The following is a 21,955-nucleotide window of genomic DNA, read 5'->3' on the forward strand; positions in this document are numbered from 1 at the left end:
TGCAGCGAGGCGACTCTAGAACCGCGGAATGTCCGGGAATGCCAGCTTCCCGGCGTGGACATGCATGCGGCCGAGCTCGGCGCATCGGTGCAGGGTCGGAAACACCTTTCCGGGATTGAGCAGGCCTTGCGCATCGAAGGCGCATTTCAGGCGCTGCTGCTGGTTGAGGTCGATCTCACTGAACATCTCAGGCATCAGATCGCGCTTCTCGATGCCGACGCCGTGCTCGCCGGTGAGCACGCCGCCGAACTCGACGCAGGCGCGCAGGATGTCGGCGCCGAAGGCTTCGGCGCGCTCGATCTCGCCGGGCTTGTTGGCGTCATAGAGGATCAGCGGATGCAGGTTGCCGTCGCCGGCATGGAACACGTTGGCGCAACCGAGCTGGTATTTTTCCGATAGCTCGCGGATGCGCGCCAGCGCTTTCGGCAGCGCACCGCGTGGGATGGTGCCGTCCATGCAGAGATAGTCCGGCGAGATGCGGCCGACGGCGGGGAACGCGGCTTTCCGGCCGGCCCAGAACAGATTGCGCTCGGCCTCGGAGGTCGAGATCTGGCAGGTGGTCGAGCCGCAAGCGTTCGCAATCGTCTCGACCCGCGTGATCAGCTCGTCGACCTCGATCTTGGGACCGTCGAGCTCGATGATGAGGAGGGCCTCGACATCGAGCGGATAGCCGGCATGGACGAAGGCCTCCGCGGCGTGGATCGCGGGCTTGTCCATCATCTCCATGCCGCCGGGAATGATGCCGGCGCCGATGATGCGCGCCACGCATTCGCCGGCCGCCTCGACTTGCGCGAATCCGACCATCAGCGCGCGCGCCGTCTCCGGCTTTTGCAGGATGCGCACCGTGATCTCGGTGATGACACCGAGCAGGCCCTCCGAGCCGGTGATGACGCCCATCAGGTCGTAGCCGGAGTTCTCCGCCGATTTGCCGCCGATGCGCAGGATCTCGCCGCTCATCAGCACGATCTCGCAGCCGAGCACGTTGTTGGTGGTCATGCCGTATTTCAGGCAGTGCACGCCGCCGGAATTCTCCGCGACATTGCCGCCGATCGAGCAGGCGATCTGCGAGGACGGATCCGGCGCGTAGTAGAACCCGGCATGAGCGACGGCCTGGCTGATCGCGAGGTTGGTGACGCCGGGCTCGGTGACGACGGCGCGGTTGTCGAAATCGATCTCGCGGATGCGCTTGAACTTGCCGAGGCCCAGGAGCACGCCGTCTTCCAGTGGCAGCGCGCCGCCGGACAGCGAGGTGCCGGAGCCACGCGGGACCACCTTGATGCCCTGCCCTGCACAATATTTCAGGACCAGCGAAACCTGCTCGGTCGTGTCGGGCAGCACCACGACCATCGGCGGCTGCCGATAGGCCGTTAATCCGTCGGATTCATAGGCTCGCATCTCGGCGGCGCTATCGATCACGCCTTCGCCCGGTACGATTGCGCGCAATGCAGCCACGATTTCGGCGCGGCGCGCGAGCACGGCCTGGTCACTCGCGGGCATCATGATGGCCATAGCATTTCCTTCATGGCATATCGTTTCGGCCGAGGCCGCACGATCGATTTGTCGCGGTAAATCAACCACGTCCGCGGTGGTTTGGGTAGGCCATCCGAAAGTCAGATCGACGATCTTGCGCGAGTTCGCTCTGGGACAAGTAGGAAATCGTGAAACCTGCCATGGTTTGGCGGCTTGTCCAATCCGAGCAGGCCTGCCAAAACCGGCAGGTCCGACCATTGCCGATCAGGCATGCAACTGACCAGCCCCAGGGAAGAAACGAAGAGCACCCGATGACAAAACTGATTTTTGGCGCATTGACCATCCTCACCGCGATTGCCACCGCACCCAGCGCGATGGCGCAGGACGTCGCGGCCGGCAAATCTTCGTTCAACAAATGCCTGGCCTGTCACGCGATCGGCGAAGGCGCCAAGAACAAGGTCGGCCCCGAGCTCAACGGCCTCGACGGCCGCAAGTCCGGCACCGCGCCGGACTACAATTACTCCGACGCCAACAAGAATTCCGGCATCACCTGGAACGAGGCCGTGTTCAAGGAATACATCAAGGACCCCAAGGCCAAGATCCCCGGCACCAAGATGGCTTTCGCCGGCATCAAGAACGAAAACGAGATCAACAATCTCTGGGCCTATGTGTCGCAGTTCGACAAGGACGGGAAGATCAAGCAGTAAGCGCGCGACAGGCGGTCGCTGGAGCTTCGGTTCTGAACCGAAGCTCCAGCTTCTTGTTTTGACGCGTTTTCTTCACGCAAACCGGCATCCACTTCGCTCGAAAACGATCTAATCGGCGGCCGCCTGCGCCGGGACGATTTTCCCGATCAGCGTCTCGATCTCGGTCTTCACGAGATCGGGCACCGCGTTCTGCACCATGTGGCCGAGATCGGGCAGCACGATCAGCTTGGCGTTCTGCACGGTGGCGGCGAACGGCCGCGCGTGAATGTCGGTCTTCACCGTCTTGTCGGGTTCGCCGGCGATGATCGTGACCGGCGCCGATATCTCGCCGTAGCGCGCGACCTGCGCGGCGACCGCTTCCTTCAGCGTCACCAGATCATACGCATTGGCGATGAACTCGCGCGGGCGCAGCAGCAGCGGCGTCGCGGAGTCCTGCACGAAACCATCCGGCATCATTTGCGGCAGGAAGACATTGCGCGCGCCGGGCTCGCTCAGGAAATAGCCCAGCGGCAGGGTTATGGTGTAGGCGAGCAGCGGGCCGATCACGGGCGTTGCGATGATCTCGTTGTAGCGGCCGACGCCGCCGCGCCAGGGATGTGTGACGGGCGCGAGCATCACAAGGCCCGCGACGCGGCCGGGATGATCGAGCGCCAACCGCGCGCCGAGCGCGCCGCTCCAGGAATGCACCACGAAGACCGCGCGATCGATCCCGAGCTTGCCGAGCGCCTCATCGATCATCCGCGCCTGGACCTCCGGGGTCGAATCCTGCCGCCGCGCCCGCGTGCTCCAGCCGTGGCCGGGACGGTCGATCAGGATGACGCGGTGGTTCCTGGCGAGGAGATCGCCGAGCGGCCGCCGCATCGCTTCGAGGTTTGAGCTCGCGCCGTGCAGCATCACGACCGGCAGGCCCGAATCGCGCGGGCCGATATCGACGAGGTGAAGCACGGCACCATCGACCTCGATCATCCGGCCCTGCGGTGGAAAGGCGCGCTGCACGGCGAGGACGCCGGCCTGCGTGACCAGCGCCAGCACAAGCAGCGCGGTCACGACTGACATCACGATCATGGATGGAATCCGGGCGATCCAGGGCACAGGGCAGTTACGTGGCTTGCGGGCGGCAGTTTCGCCCGGGGAGCCCCCGCGCTCCACTTGAAATGCCGGGGCTGTGGATATGTGCATAATTCAAGCGGGAAAAACGCAATCAAATCAATGCTGCTCCCCGGAGCACGCAGGCTTCGAAAAGCTTCATGCCGTCGTCATCGCGGCTTCCTTATAATCGCCACGGTCGGTTCCGCCATTTAGACGCGGGTGGGCGCCGATCGTGCTCGCAACCCTCGGGGATGCGGGAAAGACCGGCAGGATTTATCCTGATTTGAACCGGAGAATTTCGATGAGCCTGAGGTCCAAAGATACTGCGATCGACGAGATCGTGGCAAGCTGCCACGGCGACCTGCGCGGTGCCGTGCGCGCGCTGCTGCTGATCAACGAGCACCTCGAGACGGAGCTTGCAAAGGCTTACGCCGCAGCGGTCGATCGCGGCCTCGCCGAGCGCGAAGGCAGCGTTTTGCACTAGGTTGCTGTCGACCTAGTTCGTGCTGTCCTCGTCCTTTTCCTCGTCAGGCGTGGGTGCGGGACAGGCGCGGATGGTCGAACGGGCAAGCTTGGCGTCGGCCTTCGATTTGTAGGGACCGTCACCGAACCAGACATCGCCGATGATCACGGGATTGCTGGTCACGATGTTGCATTTTCCGGTGGCGCGATTGCCGACCACCCAGAACAGTCCGTCGGCGAGGCTCGCCGTGCCCGACGCCAGCAGCAATATACCTGCAAAGATCAAACGCTTCATGGCTGTGCTCCCGCCATGAAGGTAGGCCTGCGGCGGGGCAACCCATATCCCTCGTAACGCGGCGCGTGTCATCGTGGTTAATCGGCTTACGCCGCATTCGCTCGAGCAATGATCGACTTGTCCGCTAAATATCGCGGCCTTCGACCTTCTCGGTCAGCGCCTTGACCTGGTCGGGGATCTTCTCGAGGTGCGGATTGACGGCGAGCGCCTTGCGGTAGGCCTCGAGCGCGCGCTTTTCGTCGCCGACCTCCTGCATGATCATGCCGAGGCCTGCGAGCGCGCCGAAATGGCGGGGCTCGCGGATCAACACCTCGCGGATGTCGGCAAGCGAGCGGCCATAATCGTTCTGCATGTAGTAGAGCGTCGCGCGACGATTCCAGGCCTCGATGTAGTCGGGCCTGAGCTTGACGACCGAATCCAGCAGCTTGATCGCAACCTCGATCTTCTTTGCGTCGACCGCGGTCTTGGCCCGCGCCATCAGCAGCGCCGCGGTGTCGCTCGGGGTCTGGATCCAGATCGCCCAGATCCGCGCCTCGACGTGCTTGGCGCTGGCCTCGTCGGGCGCGGCTTTCAGCGCGCCGAACAGGAAATCGAGATTCTTGGTGCGATCGACCTTGGGCAGCTTGGCCGGCGCTTCCGGAAGTTTCTTCTGCTTGCCGGGCGGAGTCGGTGGATCAATCTGCTGTGCCAGCGCCGGAGCGAGTCCGGCGGCTCCCAGTACGAGGGCCAGACACAGGGTGCGCGCGACGAAGAATCTCACTGCCATGGTCGAAGTCTAAACGCGCAAAGCCGCCCTTGCAAAGCAGGGGCGGCGTCAAACTCGTGTGAGACCGTGGTCTTGCGGGGCGCGCGCGGCGTCCGGCAGGGCGAAATCAGCCCTGGCGAGCCTTGAAGCGGCGCTGCACCTTGTTGATCACATAGACCCGGCCCTTGCGGCGGACCAGGCGGTTGGCGCGATGGCGACCGCGCAGCGATTTCAGCGAGTTACGGACCTTCATGGCAGAATCCTGAACGTTCGAAAGGCCGTGTTCGGCACTACCGTTTCGGCACGCGCGAATGAGGCAAAATGAGATTTTCCCGCCGGCGGACCGACCGCCCGGGACGGGGCGGTTCTTAAGGCATGGGAGGACCGGATGTCAATGTTAACTGCCCCGATCCCACCCACCAAATTCTGGAAAACAACCCCATGCAAAGTAGAAGCGGCCGGATCGGCCCAATCTGGCGCGGACGACGCCTGTCCTACAACGCCTTGTCCCACAATGCCTTGTCCCACAATGTCTTGCCAAGTTCGTTATATCATATAATCAATTCGGCAACCCGTCGGGAGGAAACCCATGCCGAAGCTGAAGCTGCCCAACATCGATGACGTCGTCGCCATCGACATCCACACCCACGCCGAGGAGCCCTGCGGCACCCATCCCGACGACGGCTATGACGATTTTCAGGCGCAGATGGCGGACTATTTCAAGTCGCCGCACAAGCATCCGCCGACCGTGCCGGAGACCGCCGCCTACTATCGATCGAAGAACATCGCCGCGGTGATCTTCCCGGTCGACGCCGAGCGCGAGACCGGCTTCCGCCGCTACAAGAATGAGGAGATGCTGGAGATCGCCTCCGACCATCTCGACGTTCTCATCCCCTTCGTCTCGATCGACCCGCACAAGGGCAAGCTCGGTGTGCGCGAGGCGCGCAAGCTGATCGAGGAATACGGGGTGCGCGGCTTCAAATTCCACCCGACCATGCAGGGCTTCTACGCCAACGACCGCATGGCCTATCCGCTCTATGAAGAGATCAACAATGGCGGCGCGATCGCGCTGTTCCACACCGGCCAAACCGGCGTCGGCTCGGGCATGCCCGGCGGCATGGGGATGCGGCTGAAATATTCCAACCCGATGTACATGGACGACGTCGCGGCTGATTTCCCCGACCTCAAGATCATCCTCGCCCATCCCTCCTTCCCCTGGCAGGAAGAAGCGCTGTCGGTCGCGACCCACAAGCCCAACGTCTACATCGACCTCTCGGGCTGGTCGCCGAAATATTTCCCGCCGATCCTGGTCCGCTACATCAACTCGATCCTGCAGGACAAGATGCTGTTCGGTTCGGACTGGCCGGTGATCACGCCGGATCGCTGGCTGTCGGATTTCGCCAAGATCGAGATCCGCGACGAGATCCGGCCGAAGGTGCTGAAGGCCAACGCAAGGAAGCTGCTGGGGATCTAGAAAGCGCGTCGAGGGCTTCGATCCGGTAACCGAAGCCCTCACGCTCAAGTCTCAGACCTGTGCCAGGCCTCCATCCACGAAAACCTCGCCGCCGGTCATGAAGCTGCTGTCTGAGGACGCCAGGAACGCCGCAACCGCCCCCGTCTCGCTCGGGTCGCCGACGCGTCCGATCGGCGTCATGCTTCCGAGCGCATCGAAGGCTTCCTCGCCGACGATCTCCAGCGCCAGCTCCGTCTTGGTCGGCCCCGGTGACAGCACATTGACGCGGATGCCGGTGCCGCGCAGGTCCAGCGCCCAGCTGCGCGCCAGATTCCGGATCGCAGCCTTGGTCGCGCTGTAGATGCTGAACTGCGGCGTCCCCATCACCCCCGTGCTCGATCCGGTCAGGATGATCGACGACCCCTTCGTCATCAGCGGCAGGGCTTTCTGCACCGTGAACACCAGCCCCTTCACATTGACGTCGAAGATCTGATCGTAATGCTCGGGCGTGATCTCGCCGAGCGGCGCAAACAATCCGGTCCCAGCATTGGCGAACAGGATGTCGAGCCCGCCGCGTTCGGCCTTCACCGCCGCGTATAACCTGTCGAGGTCGGACATATCAGTCACCGAACCCCTGACGGCGCGCGCCGAGGAACCCAGCTGCGCCACGGCGGCGTCGAGCGGCTCCTGCCGCCGCCCGAAGAGATAGACGAACGCGCCTTCGTCGATGAACCGTTTGGCCGCTCCAAATCCGATGCCGGTTCCGCCGCCCGTAACCACCGCCGACTTGCCTTGTAGTCTGCTCATGATGTGCTCCTTCACTAGGGTTGCACTGAGCTGGCGGCCTACCCACCTATCGACAAGTATGCACCTTTTGGTAAGTGCCCAAAAATGTCAGACACGATCTCTCCACCTGCGCAGGCTTCGCCACCTGTCCAAAGCTGCACCCCGACTTTGCCCGGCTTCACTTGCGGCCTCGACGCGACCCTGCGGGTCATCGCCGGCAAGTGGAAGCCGCTGATTCTGTACTTCCTCGCCCAGGGCGGGCCGACCCGCTACGGCGAGCTGCGGCGAGCCTTGCGCGACGTCAGCGACAAGGTGCTGATCCAGCAGCTCAAGGAGTTGGAGGCCGATGGTCTCGTGAAGCGGACCGACTACAAGGAGGTGCCGCCGCGGGTGGACTATAGCCTCACCCTTTTGGGTCACAGCCTCGCCCAAGCTCTCGTACCGCTCTGCGCGTGGGGCACCAAGCACATGGCGGAGGTCAGCCAGGTCTTCGCCGAGCGGGAGGCCTGGAATTCCAAGAGCCGGTGAATGTGATGGTCGAGATGCGTGCGATCAATTCACGCTTGCCAGATAGCCCGCCAAAATTGTCCGGCTTTGGCTGAGCGTCTCGATACGTTCGTCGATCAGACCGACCTGCTGCGTGAGTATTTTTCGCAGCTCGTTGCACGGCGTGAAAGCCGGATCGTTGTTCCGCACGCAGGGGAGCAAGCGCTTGATGGTTTCGAGCGTCATCCCGGCGCCGCCGAGCATCTTGATGCGTCGCACCGTTTCCTCTTCGGCCTGGCCGTAGTCGCGATAGCCGGAGTTCGTCCGCAGCGGCGCGAGCAGTCCTTCGCCTTCGTAGTAGCGCAGCATTCGGACGCTGACCCCCGTCCGCCGGGAGAGTTCGCCGATCTTCATCTGAAGCCTCTTGACCCTGACAGCACTGTCAGACCCTACAGACTTTGCTCGTCCAAGTGAATGCCACTTGTGAAGGGAGCAACGATGAAAGCCTACCATTTGAATAGCCATGCTGGTGCTGGCCGCCTTGCGCGCGTCGAAATCAGCAAACCCGAACCCGCCAATGGCGAGGTCCGCATTCGGGTCGAAGCGGCAAGTCTGAATTACCGCGACCTCCTGATCCTCGACCGTGCAGGCCAAGGCGAGCTCAAGGGCCGCGTGCCACTCTCCGACGGTGCGGGTGTCGTTGACGCCATCGGCGCCGACGTCGCGCAATGGCGACTCGGAGACCACGTCGCTGGATCTTTCTTCCGCGATTGGATCTCGGGGCCGTTCAAGTCCAGCTATATTCCGTCATCCCTCGGTGGCAACACGATGGACGGAATGCTGGCTGAGTATGTCGTGCTGCCGGCGACCGCGCTGGTCTCAGTGCCGGCGCATCTGTCCGCGGTGGAGGCAGCGACCCTGCCCTGTGCCGGCGTCACGGCTTTCCATGGCCTCATCGCACGCGCCGGGATGCGCAAAGGCGACACGCTGTTGGTCCAGGGAACAGGCGGCGTCGCGCTGTTCGGGCTTCAATTCGCGGTGGCGCTGGGGGCGCGTGCGATCGTGATATCCTCCTCGGATGAAAAACTCGCCCGCGCCAAGGCGCTGGGCGGCTCGATCCTCATCAACTATCGCGAGACGCCTGACTGGGATGTCGCCCTGATGAAGGCGACGAATGGCGCCGGGGCCAGTCATATCCTCGAACTCGGCGGTCCCGGCACCTATGATCGATCGCTGCGATCGGTCGCTTCGGGTGGCAAGATCGTCCAGATTGGTGTCTTGACGGGGTTCGGTCCCAAGCCCGACCTCGCGCGCCTTCAGTGGGAGAATGCCGACATCATCGGTGTCACCGTCGGATCGATCGAACACTTTGCCGCGATGAATCGCTTCCTGACCGAACACGCGATCCACCCGATCGTCGATCGGATCTATGGTTTCGATGAGGCACCCGAAGCGTATGCGCACCTGCGGACCGGCTCACATTTCGGCAAGGTCGTGATCAGGCTTTAGAAACCAGGGCCCAAGTCGCGATTCCGTCTTGGACCGATTTCGGGGCGCCTTGTATAGTCCGTGGACCGCAACGATCCCGGAGGACAGGTCAATTGAGCCTCAAAGCCGTTGTCTTCGATGCCTACGGAACGCTCTACGACATCCAGTCGGTCGCCGAGACCACCGAGGATGCGTTTCCGGGCTACGGTGAGATCATCACGCAGATCTGGCGGATCAAGCAGCTCGAATACACCTGGTTGCGCTCGCTGATGCGGCGCTACCAGGACTTCGCAGCCATCACGCGCGACTCGCTTGCCTATACGCTGCGCGTGCTCGGGCTCGCTTACGAGAACGAGGCATTCGAGCGCGTGATCGAGAAATATCTGCATCTCGATCTCTATGCGGATGCGACGGCAGCGCTCACGGCTCTGAAACCGCGAAAACTCGCCATCCTCTCCAACGGCAGTCCGGATATGCTGAATGCGCTCGTGCGCAACTCCGGCCTCGACGCCCTGCTCGACGCCACGATCAGCATCGACGCGAAGAAGATCTTCAAGCCGAGCCCGGAGGCCTATGAGCTGATCGGCGAGGTGCTCGGCACCGCGCCGGACGAGGCGCTGTTCGTCTCCTCCAATCCCTGGGATGTTGCGGGCGCGAAAGCATTCGGATTGAACGTTGCCTGGATCGAACGGGTGACGCCCGAAGCGATGGCGCTGGCTTGCGTCGAGAACGAACTCGTGGCACCGCTGACGATGTTCAAGGCGATCCGCACCCAGATGGACGAGCTCGGCTTTGCGCCCGATCATCGCGTCCGGGCGCTCTCGGAGCTGCCAAGGATTGCTTAGGCATCGCCGCCCGCCCATAAGTCTGGAATGAGCCGACCTGAATGAGCCTACAATCCGTTCGCGCCTTCTTCGCTGAAAAAGCCCCCGACATATCAGTCATCGAATCCCCGATCAGCTCCGCGACAGTGGCGCTGGCCGCCGAAGCCTATGGCGTCGAACCCGGAATGATCGCCAAGACGCTGTCGTTGCGGATCGGCGAGCGCGTGATCCTGATCGTCGCGGCCGGCACCTCGCGCATGGACAACAAGAAGGTGAAGGCCGCGTTCGGCGGCAAGCCGAAGATGCTGGGGCTGGAAGAGGTCGCGGAGGTCACCGGCCACGAGGTCGGCGGCGTCTGCCCGTTCGGACTGAGGGCGCCGCTGCCGGTCTATTGCGACGTCTCGCTGAAAGCGTTCGACGTGGTGGTGCCGGCCGCTGGCTCGACCCATAGCGCGGTGCGCATCACGCCGGAGCGGATGGCCGAGCTGACCGGGGCGGAATGGGTCGATGTCTGCGAAGTCAGGTCCGAAGCGCCCTAATCATCCTCGTCGTAAGGCCGGGGCTGGGTCGCCGGAGGCGGTGGCGCATTGTTATATCGTGGCGCCGGCGCGGCGCGATTGCCCGGAACCTGCTGCTGCGGCGGCATCTGGTTGTTGGACTGGAACACCGCGCGACAACCGCTGGAGAGCTGGGGCGTGTTCTGCCGCAAGCAGGCCGTAATGCGGCTCACATCAGGGATCTGGTCGCTGCACAGCCGCCACACATCCGGCGTGCAGGCCATCTGCTGCTCCATGGTTCCGCGATACTCTTCAGCGGATGCGGTGCCCTGCGCGACGATGCCGCCGATCGCAAGCGCCACACCCAGCGCAATCCGCTCTGTTCGCATGTCCGATTCCTTCGCGAGTCTCTCGAATTCTCTTCAATCAATGAGACGCGGAGAGGTTCTGGACCAACAAAAAATTGTGAAAACGGGCCAGGAACCTATTCTACCTTGCCGATCTTCTTCACTGCCGTAATCAGCCGCGCGCTGTCGACCGCCACGAACTCGGCAAACGCCGGCGCGTCCTGATAGGCAACGAGGCTGCCCGACATTTCGAAGGCCTTGAGCACGTCCGGGCTCGTCATCACCTGCGCCATCGCCTCGCGCAGGCGGGTCGCGATCGGCGCCGGCAGCGCGCTCTGCGCAAACAGCCCGGCCCAGATGTACATCTCGACGTCCTTGTAGCCGAGCTCCTGGAAGGTCGGTACATCGGGGAAGCTTGCGATGCGCTTGGCGCCGCAATTGCCGAGCACGCGCAGCTTGCCGTCCTCCACTTGCGGCTTCAGCGTTCCCGGTGCGGCGGCGATCGCCTGCACGGTGCCGCTGAGCAGCGCGGTGAGCGCTGGACCGGCGCCGCGAAACGGCACATGCAGCAGCTTGATGTCGGCGCTGCTCGCAAACATTTCCATCGCCACGTGCAGCGTGCCGTAAGGCCCGGACGAGCCATAGGTGATCTGGCCCGGGCGTTTCTTTGCGTCTTCGACGAAATCCTGCGCGGTCTTCCACGGCGCCGAGGCCGGCACGGCGAGCAGCGTGGGATCGGCCAGCACCCGCGCGATCGGCATGAACTGCGAGAGCTCGTAGGCGACCGGACGGTCGAACAGCCGGTCGGCTTCGGGCAGCACCGCGAGCGAGGACAGCGTCATCAGCAGCGTGTAGCCGTCGGGCTCGGCTCGCGCCGCCGCGGCATTGCCGACCGATCCACCGCCACCGCCGGCGCGGTTGTCGACGATGACCGCCTTGCCCAGGATTCGCTCCAGCGCCTGTGCGACCGGGCGCGCCGCGAGATCCGCCTGGCCGCCGGCCGGAAACGGCACGATCATGGTGACGTTGCGCGCGGGATAGACTTGCGCGAAAGCCACGCTCGACAACGAAGGCAACAACGGCAATGCGGCAGCGGCGCGCAGGACATCGCGTCGATCCATGGCAGATTTCCCCCTGTTTTCTTATTTCGGTGCCAGCCTAGCGTGACCGCCCGCAAGAACAAGCCGTGCGGCGGGATTAACGAAGCATTATCCATGTTCCGCCCGGTCAGGAACGCCCCCCGGACTCTACCGTTGCCTCGCAGGGAGTGGAGCGATGAATAGACTTCAGACCATTGACGTGGCGCTAGACGAGATGCTGGTGAATCTCGCCGCCATCGTCTTGCGGCTATCAAAACCCGACGTCACGCGGACGCCGGAAGCGCGACGCGCCTTGGCGCAATCCGTGCATCAATACGCAGTCTGCGCGAAGCGCTCGCGCGATCCGCGTGTCCATGATTTGAAGTCGCAGCTGGAAGAAACGTTGAAGCCGAACTTGCGCGTGGTCGCGCGTAATGATGTGACGGTGTCTTAGTCCAACTCCGTTCATTGCGAGCGAAGCGAAGCAATCCAGAATGCCCCGCGGAGACATTCTGGATTGCTTCGTCGCTTCGCTTCTCGCAATGACGGAGGTCGCTGAAGGCACTCGCTCTACGACGGCTTTGCTACGACGGCTTTGCCTTTCCGCGCACCTGCCGCTTGCACGTACCCGGCAGCTTCGCTGCGAGAAAATCGCCGAGCGCCTCGACGCGTGCGGGGCGCGGGCCGCCAGGTGGCGTCACCAGATGTACGGCGCCTTCAACCTGCTTCCAGTCCTTCAGGACCACTTCGACCTCGCCGGAGGAAATGGCCTCGCCGACGATGAATTCCGGAAGGTCGGCGATGCCGAGGCCGGCGATCAGCGCCGGCATTACCGCTTCGCCGTTGTTGACGCGGAGCTGACCGCCCGCACGCACGCTGGCCTGCTCGCCGGCCGAATTGGTGTAGTGCCAGACGTTGGGCGTCGAGAGATAGGCGTAGCTGAAACATTTGTGCTCGGCCAGATGCATCGGATGCGTCGGCCGTCCGTATTGCTTAAGATAGGACGGCGCCGCCACCGTAAAGCGCGGCATCGTGAAGAGCCGCCGCGCAATCAGCGAGGAATCCGGCAGCCGCGCGATCCGCACCGCCATGTCAAAGCCCTCGCCGATCAAATCGATGGTCGCATCGCTCAAGTGCAGATCGACCGAGACCTCCGGATAAGCCTCGAAGAACTCCGGCAGCAATGGCGCCACCGCCTTGATCCCGAATGTCATGGGGACGGCGAGCCGCACCAGGCCCCGCGGCGCTACCGACTGCGCCAGCGCTTCGTTCTCCGCCGCCTCGCCGTCGGACAGCAGGCGCGTCGCACGCTCGGCGAGCTTATGCCCGGCATCGGTCAGCGCGAGCCGGCGTGAGGTACGGTTGAACAGCCGGGCGCCGAGTCGCTCTTCGAGGCGCGTGACCGCCTTGGACACCGTCGCCTTGGACATCGCGAGTTCGCCCGCGGCCCCCGCAAACGACCGTAATTCCACGACTTTTGCGAAAATCGCGAGTGCCTCGAAATCGGGGAGTTTGGCCATAGAAGGGGATCCAACCGGGCTGTTTAAGGAAACAATGCGTTTCAACAGTTTCTATTTCTATACCACAGGCGGAGGCTTATCCAAGGGTCATCAGAAATTCAGGAATGGAGAAATCCAATGACCAAGAAGCTCTCAGGCAAGGTTGCCCTAGTCACCGGCGGCTCGCGCGGTATCGGCGCGGCCTCTGCCCGCGCACTCGCCGATCAAGGCGCGGACGTCGCCATCAGCTATGTCGCCTCGCCCGAAAAGGCGGAAGCGGTCGTCACCGAGTTGAAGGCCCGGGGCGTCAAGGCGCGCGCCTTCCGGGCGGACCAGGCCTCGGCCAAGGACGTGACGCAGCTCGTCAACGACGTCGCGAAGGAGTTCGGCCATCTCGACATCCTCGTCAATAATGCGGGCGTCGCGAGCGGCGGCGCGATCGACGATGCCAATGCCGACACGGAAGCGCTCGCCCGCCAGGATGCCATCAACGTGCATGGCGTGATCGCGGCGATCCGCGCCGCTTCGCAATTGATGGGGGAAGGCGGCCGCATCGTCACCGTCGGCTCGATGCTTGCCGACCGCGCCTCGTTCCCGGGTCTTGCAGACTACGTCGCCACCAAGGCCGCCGTTGTCGGTTACACCAAGGGCGCAGCCCGCGACCTCGGCCCGCGCGGCATCACCGTGAACGTGGTGCAGCCCGGCTCGATCGACACCGACATGAATCCGAAGGACGGCGGCGAGTTCGCCGAGACCCAGCGCAAGCAGCACGCGCTGCAACGCTTCGGCCGCCCCGAGGAAGTCGCGGCCGGAATCGTCTTCCTCGCAAGTCCGGAAGCCTCCTTCGTCACCGGCACGGTGCTCAACGTCGACGGCGGTTTCGGCGCCTGATCAAGGCGCCGCCCGCTCAACAAGGAATTACGCAGATGATCGAACTCAGACCCTTCGCAAAGCTCGGCGGCGCCGATCACGGCTGGCTCAATGCCAAGCATCATTTCTCCTTCGCAAGCCATTATGACCCCGACAACATGGGTCACGGCGCCCTGCGGGTGTGGAACGATGACGAGATCGCGCCCAACACCGGCTTTCCCGCCCATCCCCACGCCAACATGGAAATCATCACCTATGTGCGCGAGGGCGCGATCACTCATCAAGACAGCCTCGGCAACGAAGGCCGCACCGAAGCGGGCGACGTGCAGGTGATGAGCGCCGGCAGCGGCATCCGCCACTCCGAATACAATCTCGAGCCGACCAGGACACGCATCTTCCAGATCTGGATCGAGCCGACCGCGCGCGGTGGCCAGCCGACCTGGGGCTCGAAGCCGTTTCCGAAAGGAGACCGCTCGGGCAAGCTCGTCACCATCGCGAGCGGCTTCGAGAATGACACGGACGCTCTGCCGATCCGCGCCGATGCGCGGGTGCTCGCCACCACACTGAAGGCGGGCGAGAGCGCGGAGTACGCGCCGGACAAGTCACGGCACCTTTATCTCGTGCCCGCGGCGGGGTCAGTCGAGATCAACGGCGTGCGCGTCAACGCCCGCGACGGTGCGGCGATCCGCGACGAGGACAGGCTGAAGATCACGGCACTGGAAGATTCCGAGATCGTGCTCGTCGACGCGGTTTAGCAACGCCTTCGTCGTGCAGGCTTTGTCCCGGCATGACGCTCCCGACACCGACGCATCAAATCTGCATCCAACGGAGACCATCATGACCAAAGTTCTCGTCCTTTATTATTCCGCCTATGGCCACATCGAAGCGATGGCCAATGCCGTTGCGGAAGGCGCGCGCGAAGCCGGTGCCACCGTCGACATCAAGCGCGTGCCCGAGCTGGTGCCGGCCGAGGTCGCCAAGGGGTCCTATTACAAGCTCGACCAGACCGCCCCCCTCGCGACGATCGAGGACCTCGCAAACTACGACGCAATCATCGTCGGCACCGGCACCCGCTTCGGCCGCATGGCCTCGCAGATGGCGAACTTCCTCGACCAGGCCGGCGGTCTCTGGGCCAAGGGCGCGCTGCACGGCAAGGTCGGCGGCGCCTTCACGGCGACCGCGACCCAGCATGGCGGCCAGGAGACGACGCTGTTCTCGATCATCACCAACCTCTTGCATTTCGGCATGGTCGTGGTCGGCCTGAACTACGGCTTCGCCGGCCAGATGAAGCTCGACGAGATCACCGGCGGCGCACCTTACGGCGCCACCACGATCACCGGCGGCGACGGCAGCCGCCAGCCCAGCGCCAACGAGCTCGCCGGTGCGCGCTATCAGGGCCGCCAGATCGCGGAGACAGCCAGGAAGCTGCACGGCTGAGCTACACGGCTGAGCTGCACGTCTGATGCGAGGGGAGCGCCCGTCAGCGCGTCCCCTTGCCAATCGCCTTCGCCGCAAAGGCAGCGAGCCTGGGATGACGGCGCAGGGCCTGGGCGGCGTGGTCACGCCACGCGAAGGGCACGCCGCGCCAGGACAGCGCGACGCTGACATCGGTCAGCGGCACCGGCTCGGCGCCGAATCGGCGCTTGTACTCCTGGTTGCCGATGCTGAGATCGAAACGCCGCACGCCATCTGCATGCAGCGCCGCCATGGTGCGCTCGGTCACGAGCAGCCCCGGCGAGCAGTTCGACCAGGAATCGCCGGCATGGCTGATGCGCAGCAGGAAATAGGCCGCACCGAACCTGACGCCGAACGTGGTGGCGACGACGGCCTCGTCGCAGACCAGGGCCGAGATGACGGCATAACCGTCCGCGACGCCCTGACGCGCGACCTCGCGATAGAACTGCGCATGGGTTTCGTCGTTGAGGACGAAGCGCGAACCAAGCTTTCGCATGCGCGCCTGCTGCTGGGCATCCATCACGTCCAGCAGCTCGCGCGCACGCGCGACATCGGTAGCGATCTCGAATCGCGCGCCGGCGTGACGGTTGAAGACGCGCCAGCAGCGCGGCATCTGCATGCGCTTGATCGAGGCCTGGTAATCTTCATAGTCGTCGCCGGTCGGCACGACGTTGCCGTTGAGCGAGCAGGACCCGACCCGGCCGAGCGACACCAGCGGGTTCGGGTTGCCGCCGATCTGGGCCGGCATCTTCTTCAGGCGCAGCAAATCGAAGCGGTCCGGCAATGCGCGCAATGCGTCGATCAGCGCCTTGCCGATCGCCTCCGTCGCCGCCGCGTCCAACGCGGCATCGAGCGCCAGGATTGGCGCGTTGTTGTCGGAGACGCCGAGATCGGCGAATTCGACGATGCGGATGCCGCGCCTGAGGTGGCTGATCATCGGCACCATTGCGATGTCCCTGCCGGTCGTGGCATCGGAGATCAATGCAATCAGCGGCGAGAGACCGTGGAACGCCTCGTACCAGGCGCCGAGCCAGTAGCCATGCTGGAATGCAGTGCGATGGCCTGCGTTCAGGCGCGATGCGGCCCGCGGCCAATCACGCACGAAATCGACCGCGATTCCCGACGTGCTGGACACAAGACCATCTGGTTGCTCGACGCTGAGGATCGTCATCCGCGGGACATGCGATTACTGGGTGTTTCCAGATAGATTATGTTTTGTCGCGGCCACAAGTGACCTCACGGCTTATCGTTAAGCCGATGCAACTGCGGCGGCACCGGCTGCGACAAGTCGTCCGGTTCCATTTCCGCGACGCATTGGAACCTGGCCAGGAAGTGCAGGCCGGCCACGGCAACCGCGAACATGAACCAGATCGGATTTTGCCGTTCCAGCAGGAAGGTCTCGGTGGCCCCGTAGTACAGGCCGAACAGCCACACGGTCAGGAACAGCTTTGCCAACGCACCGCTGCGGTTGTGAGTTCGGGCCGTCTGGAAATTGCCTAGCGGCGCGAGCACGAAGACGAGGATCACCAGCAACAGCCCCGGCAGGCCGATGGTGACCGCGAGGTCGAGATAGCTGTTGTGGCTGTGCGCCGCGCTCGTCGCCCATTCGGCGCCCTGGGCGGTCTGCCGCGCGGTCACGTCGTCCCAGAACGCGGCGTAGCCGTGACCGATGATCGGCTTCTCGGCGACGGCTGCGAGCGCGAACTCCCAGATGGCGGAGCGGCCCGTGAAGGTGGGATCGAGCGGAAGCAACCGCGTCATCGCCCCGAGCGCCGGGCTCAGGACGCTGCCGACCGTCAGCAGGTTCATCACGATCAGCGGCACGAAGCAGATGATGCGCTTCAGCCACAGACTCGGTGTGACACAGACCAGCGAGGCGAGCGCGTAGATCGCAAGACACAGCACCGACGACGTCTTGCCGCCGGTGAAGATCAGGAAGAGTCCGGCCAGCGCGGCGATGGCCGGCCCCATCACGAACGAACCAATGGCAGACAAGTAAATGCCGACATAGATCAGGATGGTCATCACGGGCGAAGCGATGTTCTTGTGGCCGAAGCTGCCGCGCCAGTCGCCGGCCAACTGCGGCTCGGTGACGTCCAGTGCGGTGTGCATCGAGTATTGCGGCGCGAGGAAGACGCCGAGATAGCAGAGCGTAAGCAGTGCGAGCGCGGCGCCGCCAAGACACAGATTGAAGCTACGCTGCGTCGGCGGCAACAGCGGCAACAACACCGCGAGCGACATCACGCTGGCTGCGAGCACGAAGCGCTGCATCGAGACTCCGCGATTCTCGGAGAAGACGATGTTGATCAACAGCCAGCCGACCAGGCAGAGATGCAGCGGTGTCACCAGGGTCTTCAGCGCGGGCGCATCCGTTGCGGCGACGAACAATACCGCGACCACGGCCAATAGGCCCCAGGAGACATAGGTGAGCGCCATTCGCCCGCCGACCACGGTGGTGACATCCTCGTTGCGCAGGTCAGGAAACGGATCGAGCGTCACCAGCACGAGGAGCAGGGCTGCGACTGCGACGAGGCAGCGCGCCGCCCGCACGGCGTTGACCCCCGCAAGCCCACCGCGCAGGACGTCGCCGAACGATCGGGCCTCGACGTCGGTCATGTCAGTGGCGCTGCGATCCATGGCTCGAGGTTGGTGGTGAAGCCGGGGGAAGCTCGAAGTCCTAGCCGATCCCTGTTAAGCATCCGTCAACCAGTCCGCCGGAGCTCTGCGGCGCCTGCTGCCGCACGATGCTCCGCGCGATCTCGTAATATTGCAGGGCACGCTGTTCCAGCGTGAGGTTGTCGAGCACGAAGCCGCGCGGATCGAACGTATCGGCGGCGCACCCGGCCCAGAAATCATCCCAGCCCGCCTCAAACCCGGCGATGTCGACGAACTTGGCGCCGCAACGATCGTCCCAGTACGGCACCGACGACACCGGCGCGAACTGAACGCGATGCGGATAATAATCGGGGTCCCGCCAGGGGCCGCCGGGATCCCAGGCCAGCACCGGCACGCCGCAAGACAATGCCTGCTGGTAGGCAATGCCCTGGCTCTCATTCTGGCAGAGGAAGATCATCGCACGCGATTGCGCGAGCGCGGCCCGATAGTCTTCTTCCTTGTAGCTGCCGTAACGCAGCTCGGTGAACGAGCGGCCTTCCCTCGTGAGCCGGGCGCGGACGGGTTCGATCAGCTCCGCCGCGTAGCGCTCGCGATCCCAATGCACCTTGTCGTAGATCAGGACATCGACGCTCTTTTGCGGCGTCGGCGACGGCGCCCAGAGATCCGTGTCGATGCCGATCGGCCAGGCCTCCGTGTCGGGCCAATGCGGTCGATACATGTCGGCGTACCACGGGCCGGGCACCACGACCTTCTTGACCGGCAGGCGCTTGAACAGGTCGGGATCGTCGAGTGGATGATTGTGGGCGGCGACGCCGAGCAGGATCGGATTTTTCCAGGCGAACTTGTCGAGCAGGAAGGTGCGCCCGATGATGCAGGCGAGTTCGCCCGGATGCCGCGCGATGTAGCCATAGTCGTTGACGCGATAGCGGATACCGAGCCGGTCGAGCCCCGCACAGAGATTGAGGAACACGCGGAGCTGCCCGCTCATGCGCGGCTCGCCGAGCAGCATGCGACGCGCCATGCGCCGCAAATGCCGATCGCCGGGAAACCAGCGATCGTCCTTGTCCTCGTAGAACAGGTTGAGGACCATGTCGTCGGGATCGTAGTCGAATGTCTTTGCGGGCACTGGGGTCCATCCGCGGCGGCCTGATGCGCATTCTCGCATGGGACCGGCTGCCGCACTCTTCCAAATTTGCCACAGGCTTAATGCCGGCGGCTTAACGCTAATTGACGAAACCAGCGCGGCGTTAGCCTTCACGGCGACGTTTTTTTCCCAATGCGAGTATCATTCGCGACGGCCAAGGTTGCGATCGATCGCATTGCCAACGCGCCAAAGCGCCCTGGTTAACAGACGGTTAAAGGCGAGTCGTATCTTGATCACCGCGGAAGAAATTCTCGAATTGCCCGCCACATCGCGCGTCGTTCCGGCGGCGCGCCTCCCGCTGCAAGTCGGCTCAACCACATCGGTTTCCGTCGTCATTCCGGCCAAGAACGTTGCGGCCTATGTCGGCGAAACCCTCGCCAGCGCACTGGCTCAGGCTGAGGTCAGCGAAGTGATCGTCGTGGACGACGGCTCGACCGACGACACTACCGCCATCGTCCGCGCCATTCGTGACCCGCGACTGCGCCTGATCACCAACGGCGCCGCCGGCGTATCGGCAGCGCGTAATCTCGGCGCACAGCATGCGAGCAGCCAATGGCTGCTCTTCCTCGATGCCGACGATCGCCTGCGGCCCGGCGCGGTCGCGGCGCTGCTGGCGGCTGCGCGGGGTGCGCCGCGAGCGGTTCTCGTCTACGGTGACTACAACACGATCGACAGCGAGGGACGGCAGATCGGCCGACGGGATCTGCTGAAAGGACGCCGCAAACCGTCCGGCGACGTGCTGGCGCGGCTCGCGGCCGGCAACTTCATCGTCAATGGCGGCATTGCGCTCGCACGTGCAGAGGCTTTCCGTGCCATTGGCGGATTCGACGTCTCGCTCAGATATTGCGAGGACTGGCACTGCTGGTGCCGCCTTGCCGCGATCGGCGAATTTGAATTTGCGCCAAACCTGCTGCTCGACTACCGCCTGCACACGGCCAACACCATGAACGCGGCGGTGCGGACGCCACAGGATTTCTTTCCGGCGATCGCGCGGGTGTTCGACGACGGGCTGATCATGGCGCGATTGCCCGCGGGCATGGCAGCCGGGCTGCGCCAGGCCGCCGAGGTTCATCTCGTCACGTATTCGGCGATGCAAGCGGTCCGCTTCGGTAGATATCGCCAGGCCTTCGCCTATCTCGGGATGGTCGGGCGCCGCTCGCTCAAATCGCTGCCACGCTCCGCAGTCAGGGTCGCCCTCGCCTGCTTTGGTATTTAGCCCGCCGCCTCGGCGTCAGGACACGATCTTCGAAGCCTCGTAGGGCTTCGGCTCGATGCCGAACGCGGCGAGCACCGAGCCGAGCGCGACCATCACGGGATGCATCGCGACGACGGCCTTCGACGTTTTCAGCAAAGCGGCCGCGCGCACCAGCGACAGCGGCAACCTCCCGAGCATCTGCGCAAACACCCACACATGCGCCGCCGCGCCCTGCGCGGCCTTGGCCTGCACGCGATAATTGATCGCGCCGATGCGCAGGCCTCGCTTCACGATCCAGCCGAAACTGGTGCGGCTTTGCGGCACCGTCTCGGTGATGACAGCCTCCGCCGTCCAGTGGAACGTCATGCCGGCATCGCGGCACCGCACGAAAAAATCACAGTCGCCGCCGCCGAGGAAGTTGAAGCGCGGGTCGAAGGCGGGACGGGCGAACCTCTCGAACGCCGCACGCGTGATCAGGCAATTGCCACAGCCGTAGATCAGGGGCACAGCGCCGCTGTAATCATAGGCGGGACAGAAAACGGGGTGGCGCGAAAGCCAGGGCATGCTGCGGTCCTCGAAGACCGGCAGCACCGGCCCGCCGACCACATCGGCGCCGGTCGCCTCCGCGGTGCGGACCATCAGCTCGAGCCAATCGGGCGAGGCGATCTCGTCGTCGTCGATCATCAGGAACCGGGTGGCGGCGGGAAACATCGCCAGCGCCGTCTCGAACGCGGCATTGATCGCCTGGACGTTGCCTTGCCGTTTCTCGACCAGGCAGACACCCTGAAGCCTGCCATCGGCGAGATATTCCGCTGCCACCGGCGCGCTTTCGCGCCGGACCGCATCGTTCTCGACCATGACGACGGCGAAGGAGCGCGGGGTGCGCTGGCTGGCGAGCGAGTCCAGCGTCAACCGCAGATGCTGCGGGCGGCGGAAGCAGGGGATGCAGACGACGATACCAACCGACAGGTCGATAATCCGGGAGCTGGCCGCGATCTCCCGGTTGGGATCGCGCACGGCATCCGAGATACGCGTGGCGGACAGGTCTGTCGGGATCAATGTCATGACGTTCTAGATGTCCGAGATAGATTGAAAAAGCCCTGCTTCGATCCAGAGGATCAGCGCCGTCCCACGACGGCACATCGCCGCGGGACAGGCACGTCCCAAAATGAACGGCCGGTTTGAGCCTCGCGACGGCGCCACGCCGCCGATTTTCCGCCATCCATGCACTTAACTGCTTCCGGGTGTTTCTGCTGCGAAACCTTGCGCGCGTAATACTGCAATTCGCGGTCCACGGCGTCGATGGCGGCTGGCGCGGACGATACCGTAGTTAACGCACATGCTCATTAACCTGACCGTAAGCACTGCGACGGGTGAAGCGTCGCGGCATCGGATTTGCTCTACGGGTACACGAGATTTTTCCTGTAAATTTAAGTCGAACAAGCGCG

26 protein-coding genes are annotated in these 21,955 nt (G+C 63.9%); 12 read left to right on the forward strand and 14 right to left on the reverse strand.

Annotation, left to right across the window (positions count from 1 at the left end; genetic code table 11):
• Positions 1 to 15 precede the first annotated feature (15 nt).
• Complete coding sequence (locus IVB48_RS25380) at positions 16 to 1,509, reverse strand: FAD-linked oxidase C-terminal domain-containing protein (RefSeq protein WP_085350117.1); 1,494 nt, start codon at positions 1,507 to 1,509, stop codon at positions 16 to 18.
• Positions 1,510 to 1,781: 272 nt separating this feature from the next.
• On the opposite strand from IVB48_RS25380, the gene cycA reads away from it, so the two are divergent.
• Positions 1,782 to 2,177, forward strand: a complete 396-nt coding sequence (gene cycA / locus IVB48_RS25385) for a cytochrome c-550 CycA (RefSeq protein ID WP_247357923.1) — start codon at positions 1,782 to 1,784, stop codon at positions 2,175 to 2,177.
• Between the two features lie 108 nt (positions 2,178 to 2,285).
• On the opposite strand, the gene IVB48_RS25390 is transcribed toward cycA, so the two are convergent.
• On the reverse strand, positions 2,286 to 3,242 hold the full coding sequence (locus IVB48_RS25390; RefSeq protein ID WP_247404002.1) for an alpha/beta hydrolase: 957 nt from the start codon (positions 3,240 to 3,242) through the stop codon (positions 2,286 to 2,288).
• A 325-nt stretch (positions 3,243 to 3,567) separates the two neighbouring features.
• On the opposite strand from IVB48_RS25390, the gene IVB48_RS25395 reads away from it, so the two are divergent.
• Positions 3,568 to 3,750: a hypothetical protein gene (locus tag IVB48_RS25395; protein WP_007596968.1), complete on the forward strand. Its 183-nt coding sequence runs from the start codon at positions 3,568 to 3,570 to the stop codon at positions 3,748 to 3,750.
• A 12-nt stretch (positions 3,751 to 3,762) separates the two neighbouring features.
• On the opposite strand, the gene IVB48_RS25400 is transcribed toward IVB48_RS25395, so the two are convergent.
• The 3 genes from IVB48_RS25400 to ykgO all read right to left on the reverse strand — a co-directional run bounded on the left by IVB48_RS25400 (position 3,763) and on the right by ykgO (position 5,021).
• Positions 3,763 to 4,023, reverse strand: coding sequence for a hypothetical protein (locus tag IVB48_RS25400; protein ID WP_247404005.1), 261 nt, complete (start codon positions 4,021 to 4,023; stop codon positions 3,763 to 3,765).
• 124 nt (positions 4,024 to 4,147) lie between these two features.
• Positions 4,148 to 4,789, reverse strand: a complete 642-nt coding sequence (locus IVB48_RS25405) for a tetratricopeptide repeat protein (RefSeq protein WP_007596972.1) — start codon at positions 4,787 to 4,789, stop codon at positions 4,148 to 4,150.
• A gap of 106 nt (positions 4,790 to 4,895) precedes the next feature.
• Positions 4,896 to 5,021: a type B 50S ribosomal protein L36 gene (gene ykgO / locus IVB48_RS25410; RefSeq protein WP_006611362.1), complete on the reverse strand. Its 126-nt coding sequence runs from the start codon at positions 5,019 to 5,021 to the stop codon at positions 4,896 to 4,898.
• Positions 5,022 to 5,357: 336 nt separating this feature from the next.
• On the opposite strand from ykgO, the gene IVB48_RS25415 reads away from it, so the two are divergent.
• Entirely contained in the window at positions 5,358 to 6,242 is an 885-nt protein-coding gene (locus tag IVB48_RS25415; RefSeq protein WP_027565452.1) for an amidohydrolase family protein, read from the forward strand.
• 51 nt (positions 6,243 to 6,293) lie between these two features.
• Here the strand turns inward: IVB48_RS25415 and IVB48_RS25420 are convergent, their stop codons facing one another.
• Positions 6,294 to 7,028: an SDR family oxidoreductase gene (locus IVB48_RS25420; protein WP_247404007.1), complete on the reverse strand. Its 735-nt coding sequence runs from the start codon at positions 7,026 to 7,028 to the stop codon at positions 6,294 to 6,296.
• Positions 7,029 to 7,112: 84 nt separating this feature from the next.
• On the opposite strand from IVB48_RS25420, the gene IVB48_RS25425 reads away from it, so the two are divergent.
• Positions 7,113 to 7,535 (forward strand): helix-turn-helix domain-containing protein, encoded by a 423-nt coding sequence (locus tag IVB48_RS25425; RefSeq protein ID WP_247404009.1) that lies wholly within the window; start codon positions 7,113 to 7,115, stop codon positions 7,533 to 7,535.
• Between the two features lie 24 nt (positions 7,536 to 7,559).
• On the opposite strand, the gene IVB48_RS25430 is transcribed toward IVB48_RS25425, so the two are convergent.
• The gene (locus tag IVB48_RS25430) at positions 7,560 to 7,907 is read right to left on the reverse strand and encodes a MerR family transcriptional regulator (RefSeq protein ID WP_085350121.1); all 348 of its coding nucleotides are present in this window, start codon (positions 7,905 to 7,907) and stop codon (positions 7,560 to 7,562) included.
• Between the two features lie 84 nt (positions 7,908 to 7,991).
• Here IVB48_RS25430 and IVB48_RS25435 point away from each other — a divergent pair, with 84 nt between their 5' ends.
• The 3 genes from IVB48_RS25435 to IVB48_RS25445 all read left to right on the forward strand — a co-directional run bounded on the left by IVB48_RS25435 (position 7,992) and on the right by IVB48_RS25445 (position 10,344).
• Positions 7,992 to 9,002 carry an NAD(P)-dependent alcohol dehydrogenase gene (locus IVB48_RS25435; protein ID WP_247404012.1) on the forward strand — a complete coding sequence of 337 codons (1,011 nt, stop codon included), beginning with the start codon at positions 7,992 to 7,994 and terminating at the stop codon, positions 9,000 to 9,002.
• Between the two features lie 92 nt (positions 9,003 to 9,094).
• The gene (locus tag IVB48_RS25440; protein WP_247404015.1) at positions 9,095 to 9,826 is read left to right on the forward strand and encodes a haloacid dehalogenase type II; all 732 of its coding nucleotides are present in this window, start codon (positions 9,095 to 9,097) and stop codon (positions 9,824 to 9,826) included.
• A 41-nt stretch (positions 9,827 to 9,867) separates the two neighbouring features.
• Positions 9,868 to 10,344, forward strand: a complete 477-nt coding sequence (locus tag IVB48_RS25445; RefSeq protein WP_247404018.1) for a YbaK/EbsC family protein — start codon at positions 9,868 to 9,870, stop codon at positions 10,342 to 10,344.
• Here the strand turns inward: IVB48_RS25445 and IVB48_RS25450 are convergent.
• A complete protein-coding gene (locus IVB48_RS25450) occupies positions 10,341 to 10,691 on the reverse strand; it encodes a hypothetical protein (protein WP_247404020.1) in 351 nt (116 codons plus the stop codon). The genes IVB48_RS25445 and IVB48_RS25450 overlap by 4 nt on opposite strands.
• Before the next feature lie 95 nt (positions 10,692 to 10,786).
• Positions 10,787 to 11,770 carry a tripartite tricarboxylate transporter substrate binding protein gene (locus IVB48_RS25455; protein ID WP_247404023.1) on the reverse strand — a complete coding sequence of 328 codons (984 nt, stop codon included), beginning with the start codon at positions 11,768 to 11,770 and terminating at the stop codon, positions 10,787 to 10,789.
• Between the two features lie 154 nt (positions 11,771 to 11,924).
• Between IVB48_RS25455 and IVB48_RS25460 the strand changes: the two genes are divergently transcribed.
• The gene (locus tag IVB48_RS25460) at positions 11,925 to 12,182 is read left to right on the forward strand and encodes a hypothetical protein (protein ID WP_027520456.1); all 258 of its coding nucleotides are present in this window, start codon (positions 11,925 to 11,927) and stop codon (positions 12,180 to 12,182) included.
• A 130-nt stretch (positions 12,183 to 12,312) separates the two neighbouring features.
• Here the strand turns inward: IVB48_RS25460 and IVB48_RS25465 are convergent, their stop codons facing one another.
• Complete coding sequence (locus IVB48_RS25465) at positions 12,313 to 13,248, reverse strand: LysR family transcriptional regulator (protein ID WP_247404026.1); 936 nt, start codon at positions 13,246 to 13,248, stop codon at positions 12,313 to 12,315.
• A 117-nt stretch (positions 13,249 to 13,365) separates the two neighbouring features.
• Between IVB48_RS25465 and IVB48_RS25470 the strand changes: the two genes are divergently transcribed.
• The 3 genes from IVB48_RS25470 (at position 13,366) to wrbA (ending at position 15,534) form a co-directional block, all read left to right on the forward strand.
• A complete protein-coding gene (locus tag IVB48_RS25470) occupies positions 13,366 to 14,118 on the forward strand; it encodes an SDR family oxidoreductase (protein ID WP_247404029.1) in 753 nt (250 codons plus the stop codon).
• Between the two features lie 35 nt (positions 14,119 to 14,153).
• Positions 14,154 to 14,852 carry a pirin family protein gene (locus IVB48_RS25475; protein ID WP_027565463.1) on the forward strand — a complete coding sequence of 233 codons (699 nt, stop codon included), beginning with the start codon at positions 14,154 to 14,156 and terminating at the stop codon, positions 14,850 to 14,852.
• 82 nt (positions 14,853 to 14,934) lie between these two features.
• Positions 14,935 to 15,534, forward strand: a complete 600-nt coding sequence (wrbA, locus tag IVB48_RS25480) for an NAD(P)H:quinone oxidoreductase (RefSeq protein ID WP_247404033.1) — start codon at positions 14,935 to 14,937, stop codon at positions 15,532 to 15,534.
• A 43-nt stretch (positions 15,535 to 15,577) separates the two neighbouring features.
• Here the strand turns inward: wrbA and IVB48_RS25485 are convergent, their stop codons facing one another.
• The 3 genes from IVB48_RS25485 to IVB48_RS25495 form a co-directional block, all read right to left on the reverse strand.
• Positions 15,578 to 16,723, reverse strand: coding sequence for a GNAT family N-acetyltransferase (locus tag IVB48_RS25485; RefSeq protein ID WP_247404037.1), 1,146 nt, complete (start codon positions 16,721 to 16,723; stop codon positions 15,578 to 15,580).
• 65 nt (positions 16,724 to 16,788) lie between these two features.
• The gene (locus IVB48_RS25490) at positions 16,789 to 18,189 is read right to left on the reverse strand and encodes an O-antigen ligase (RefSeq protein ID WP_247404040.1); all 1,401 of its coding nucleotides are present in this window, start codon (positions 18,187 to 18,189) and stop codon (positions 16,789 to 16,791) included.
• Positions 18,190 to 18,229: 40 nt separating this feature from the next.
• Complete coding sequence (locus IVB48_RS25495; protein WP_247357906.1) at positions 18,230 to 19,294, reverse strand: glycosyltransferase family 1 protein; 1,065 nt, start codon at positions 19,292 to 19,294, stop codon at positions 18,230 to 18,232.
• Positions 19,295 to 19,541: 247 nt separating this feature from the next.
• On the opposite strand from IVB48_RS25495, the gene IVB48_RS25500 reads away from it, so the two are divergent.
• The gene (locus IVB48_RS25500) at positions 19,542 to 20,528 is read left to right on the forward strand and encodes a glycosyltransferase (protein ID WP_247404364.1); all 987 of its coding nucleotides are present in this window, start codon (positions 19,542 to 19,544) and stop codon (positions 20,526 to 20,528) included.
• 15 nt (positions 20,529 to 20,543) lie between these two features.
• On the opposite strand, the gene IVB48_RS25505 is transcribed toward IVB48_RS25500, so the two are convergent.
• Positions 20,544 to 21,572: a glycosyltransferase gene (locus tag IVB48_RS25505; protein WP_247404043.1), complete on the reverse strand. Its 1,029-nt coding sequence runs from the start codon at positions 21,570 to 21,572 to the stop codon at positions 20,544 to 20,546.
• Positions 21,573 to 21,955: the final 383 nt, after the last annotated feature.

Source organism: Bradyrhizobium sp. 76 (assembly GCF_023073025.1).
Classification (GTDB): domain Bacteria; phylum Pseudomonadota; class Alphaproteobacteria; order Rhizobiales; family Xanthobacteraceae; genus Bradyrhizobium.

Bases quoted from the DNA above. Each gene is read 5' to 3' on its own strand.
- IVB48_RS25430 (WP_085350121.1), bottom strand. From the start codon at position 7,907: ATGAAGATCGGCGAACTCTCCCGGCGGACGGGGGTCAGCGTCCGAATG.
- IVB48_RS25505 (WP_247404043.1), bottom strand. From the start codon at position 21,572: ATGACATTGATCCCGACAGACCTGTCCGCCACGCGTATCTCGGATGCC.
- IVB48_RS25420 (WP_247404007.1), bottom strand. From the start codon at position 7,028: ATGAGCAGACTACAAGGCAAGTCGGCGGTGGTTACGGGCGGCGGAACC.
- IVB48_RS25415 (WP_027565452.1), top strand. From the start codon at position 5,358: ATGCCGAAGCTGAAGCTGCCCAACATCGATGACGTCGTCGCCATCGAC.
- IVB48_RS25465 (WP_247404026.1), bottom strand. From the start codon at position 13,248: ATGGCCAAACTCCCCGATTTCGAGGCACTCGCGATTTTCGCAAAAGTC.
- IVB48_RS25460 (WP_027520456.1), top strand. From the start codon at position 11,925: ATGAATAGACTTCAGACCATTGACGTGGCGCTAGACGAGATGCTGGTG.
- ykgO (WP_006611362.1), bottom strand. From the start codon at position 5,021: ATGAAGGTCCGTAACTCGCTGAAATCGCTGCGCGGTCGCCATCGCGCC.
- IVB48_RS25395 (WP_007596968.1), top strand. From the start codon at position 3,568: ATGAGCCTGAGGTCCAAAGATACTGCGATCGACGAGATCGTGGCAAGC.
- IVB48_RS25490 (WP_247404040.1), bottom strand. From the start codon at position 18,189: ATGGATCGCAGCGCCACTGACATGACCGACGTCGAGGCCCGATCGTTC.
- IVB48_RS25435 (WP_247404012.1), top strand. From the start codon at position 7,992: ATGAAAGCCTACCATTTGAATAGCCATGCTGGTGCTGGCCGCCTTGCG.
- IVB48_RS25445 (WP_247404018.1), top strand. From the start codon at position 9,868: ATGAGCCTACAATCCGTTCGCGCCTTCTTCGCTGAAAAAGCCCCCGAC.
- IVB48_RS25450 (WP_247404020.1), bottom strand. From the start codon at position 10,691: ATGCGAACAGAGCGGATTGCGCTGGGTGTGGCGCTTGCGATCGGCGGC.
- IVB48_RS25455 (WP_247404023.1), bottom strand. From the start codon at position 11,770: ATGGATCGACGCGATGTCCTGCGCGCCGCTGCCGCATTGCCGTTGTTG.
- IVB48_RS25405 (WP_007596972.1), bottom strand. From the start codon at position 4,789: ATGGCAGTGAGATTCTTCGTCGCGCGCACCCTGTGTCTGGCCCTCGTA.
- IVB48_RS25475 (WP_027565463.1), top strand. From the start codon at position 14,154: ATGATCGAACTCAGACCCTTCGCAAAGCTCGGCGGCGCCGATCACGGC.
- IVB48_RS25380 (WP_085350117.1), bottom strand. From the start codon at position 1,509: ATGGCCATCATGATGCCCGCGAGTGACCAGGCCGTGCTCGCGCGCCGC.
- IVB48_RS25390 (WP_247404002.1), bottom strand. From the start codon at position 3,242: ATGATCGTGATGTCAGTCGTGACCGCGCTGCTTGTGCTGGCGCTGGTC.
- wrbA (WP_247404033.1), top strand. From the start codon at position 14,935: ATGACCAAAGTTCTCGTCCTTTATTATTCCGCCTATGGCCACATCGAA.
- IVB48_RS25485 (WP_247404037.1), bottom strand. From the start codon at position 16,723: ATGACGATCCTCAGCGTCGAGCAACCAGATGGTCTTGTGTCCAGCACG.
- IVB48_RS25425 (WP_247404009.1), top strand. From the start codon at position 7,113: ATGTCAGACACGATCTCTCCACCTGCGCAGGCTTCGCCACCTGTCCAA.
- IVB48_RS25400 (WP_247404005.1), bottom strand. From the start codon at position 4,023: ATGAAGCGTTTGATCTTTGCAGGTATATTGCTGCTGGCGTCGGGCACG.
- cycA (WP_247357923.1), top strand. From the start codon at position 1,782: ATGACAAAACTGATTTTTGGCGCATTGACCATCCTCACCGCGATTGCC.
- IVB48_RS25470 (WP_247404029.1), top strand. From the start codon at position 13,366: ATGACCAAGAAGCTCTCAGGCAAGGTTGCCCTAGTCACCGGCGGCTCG.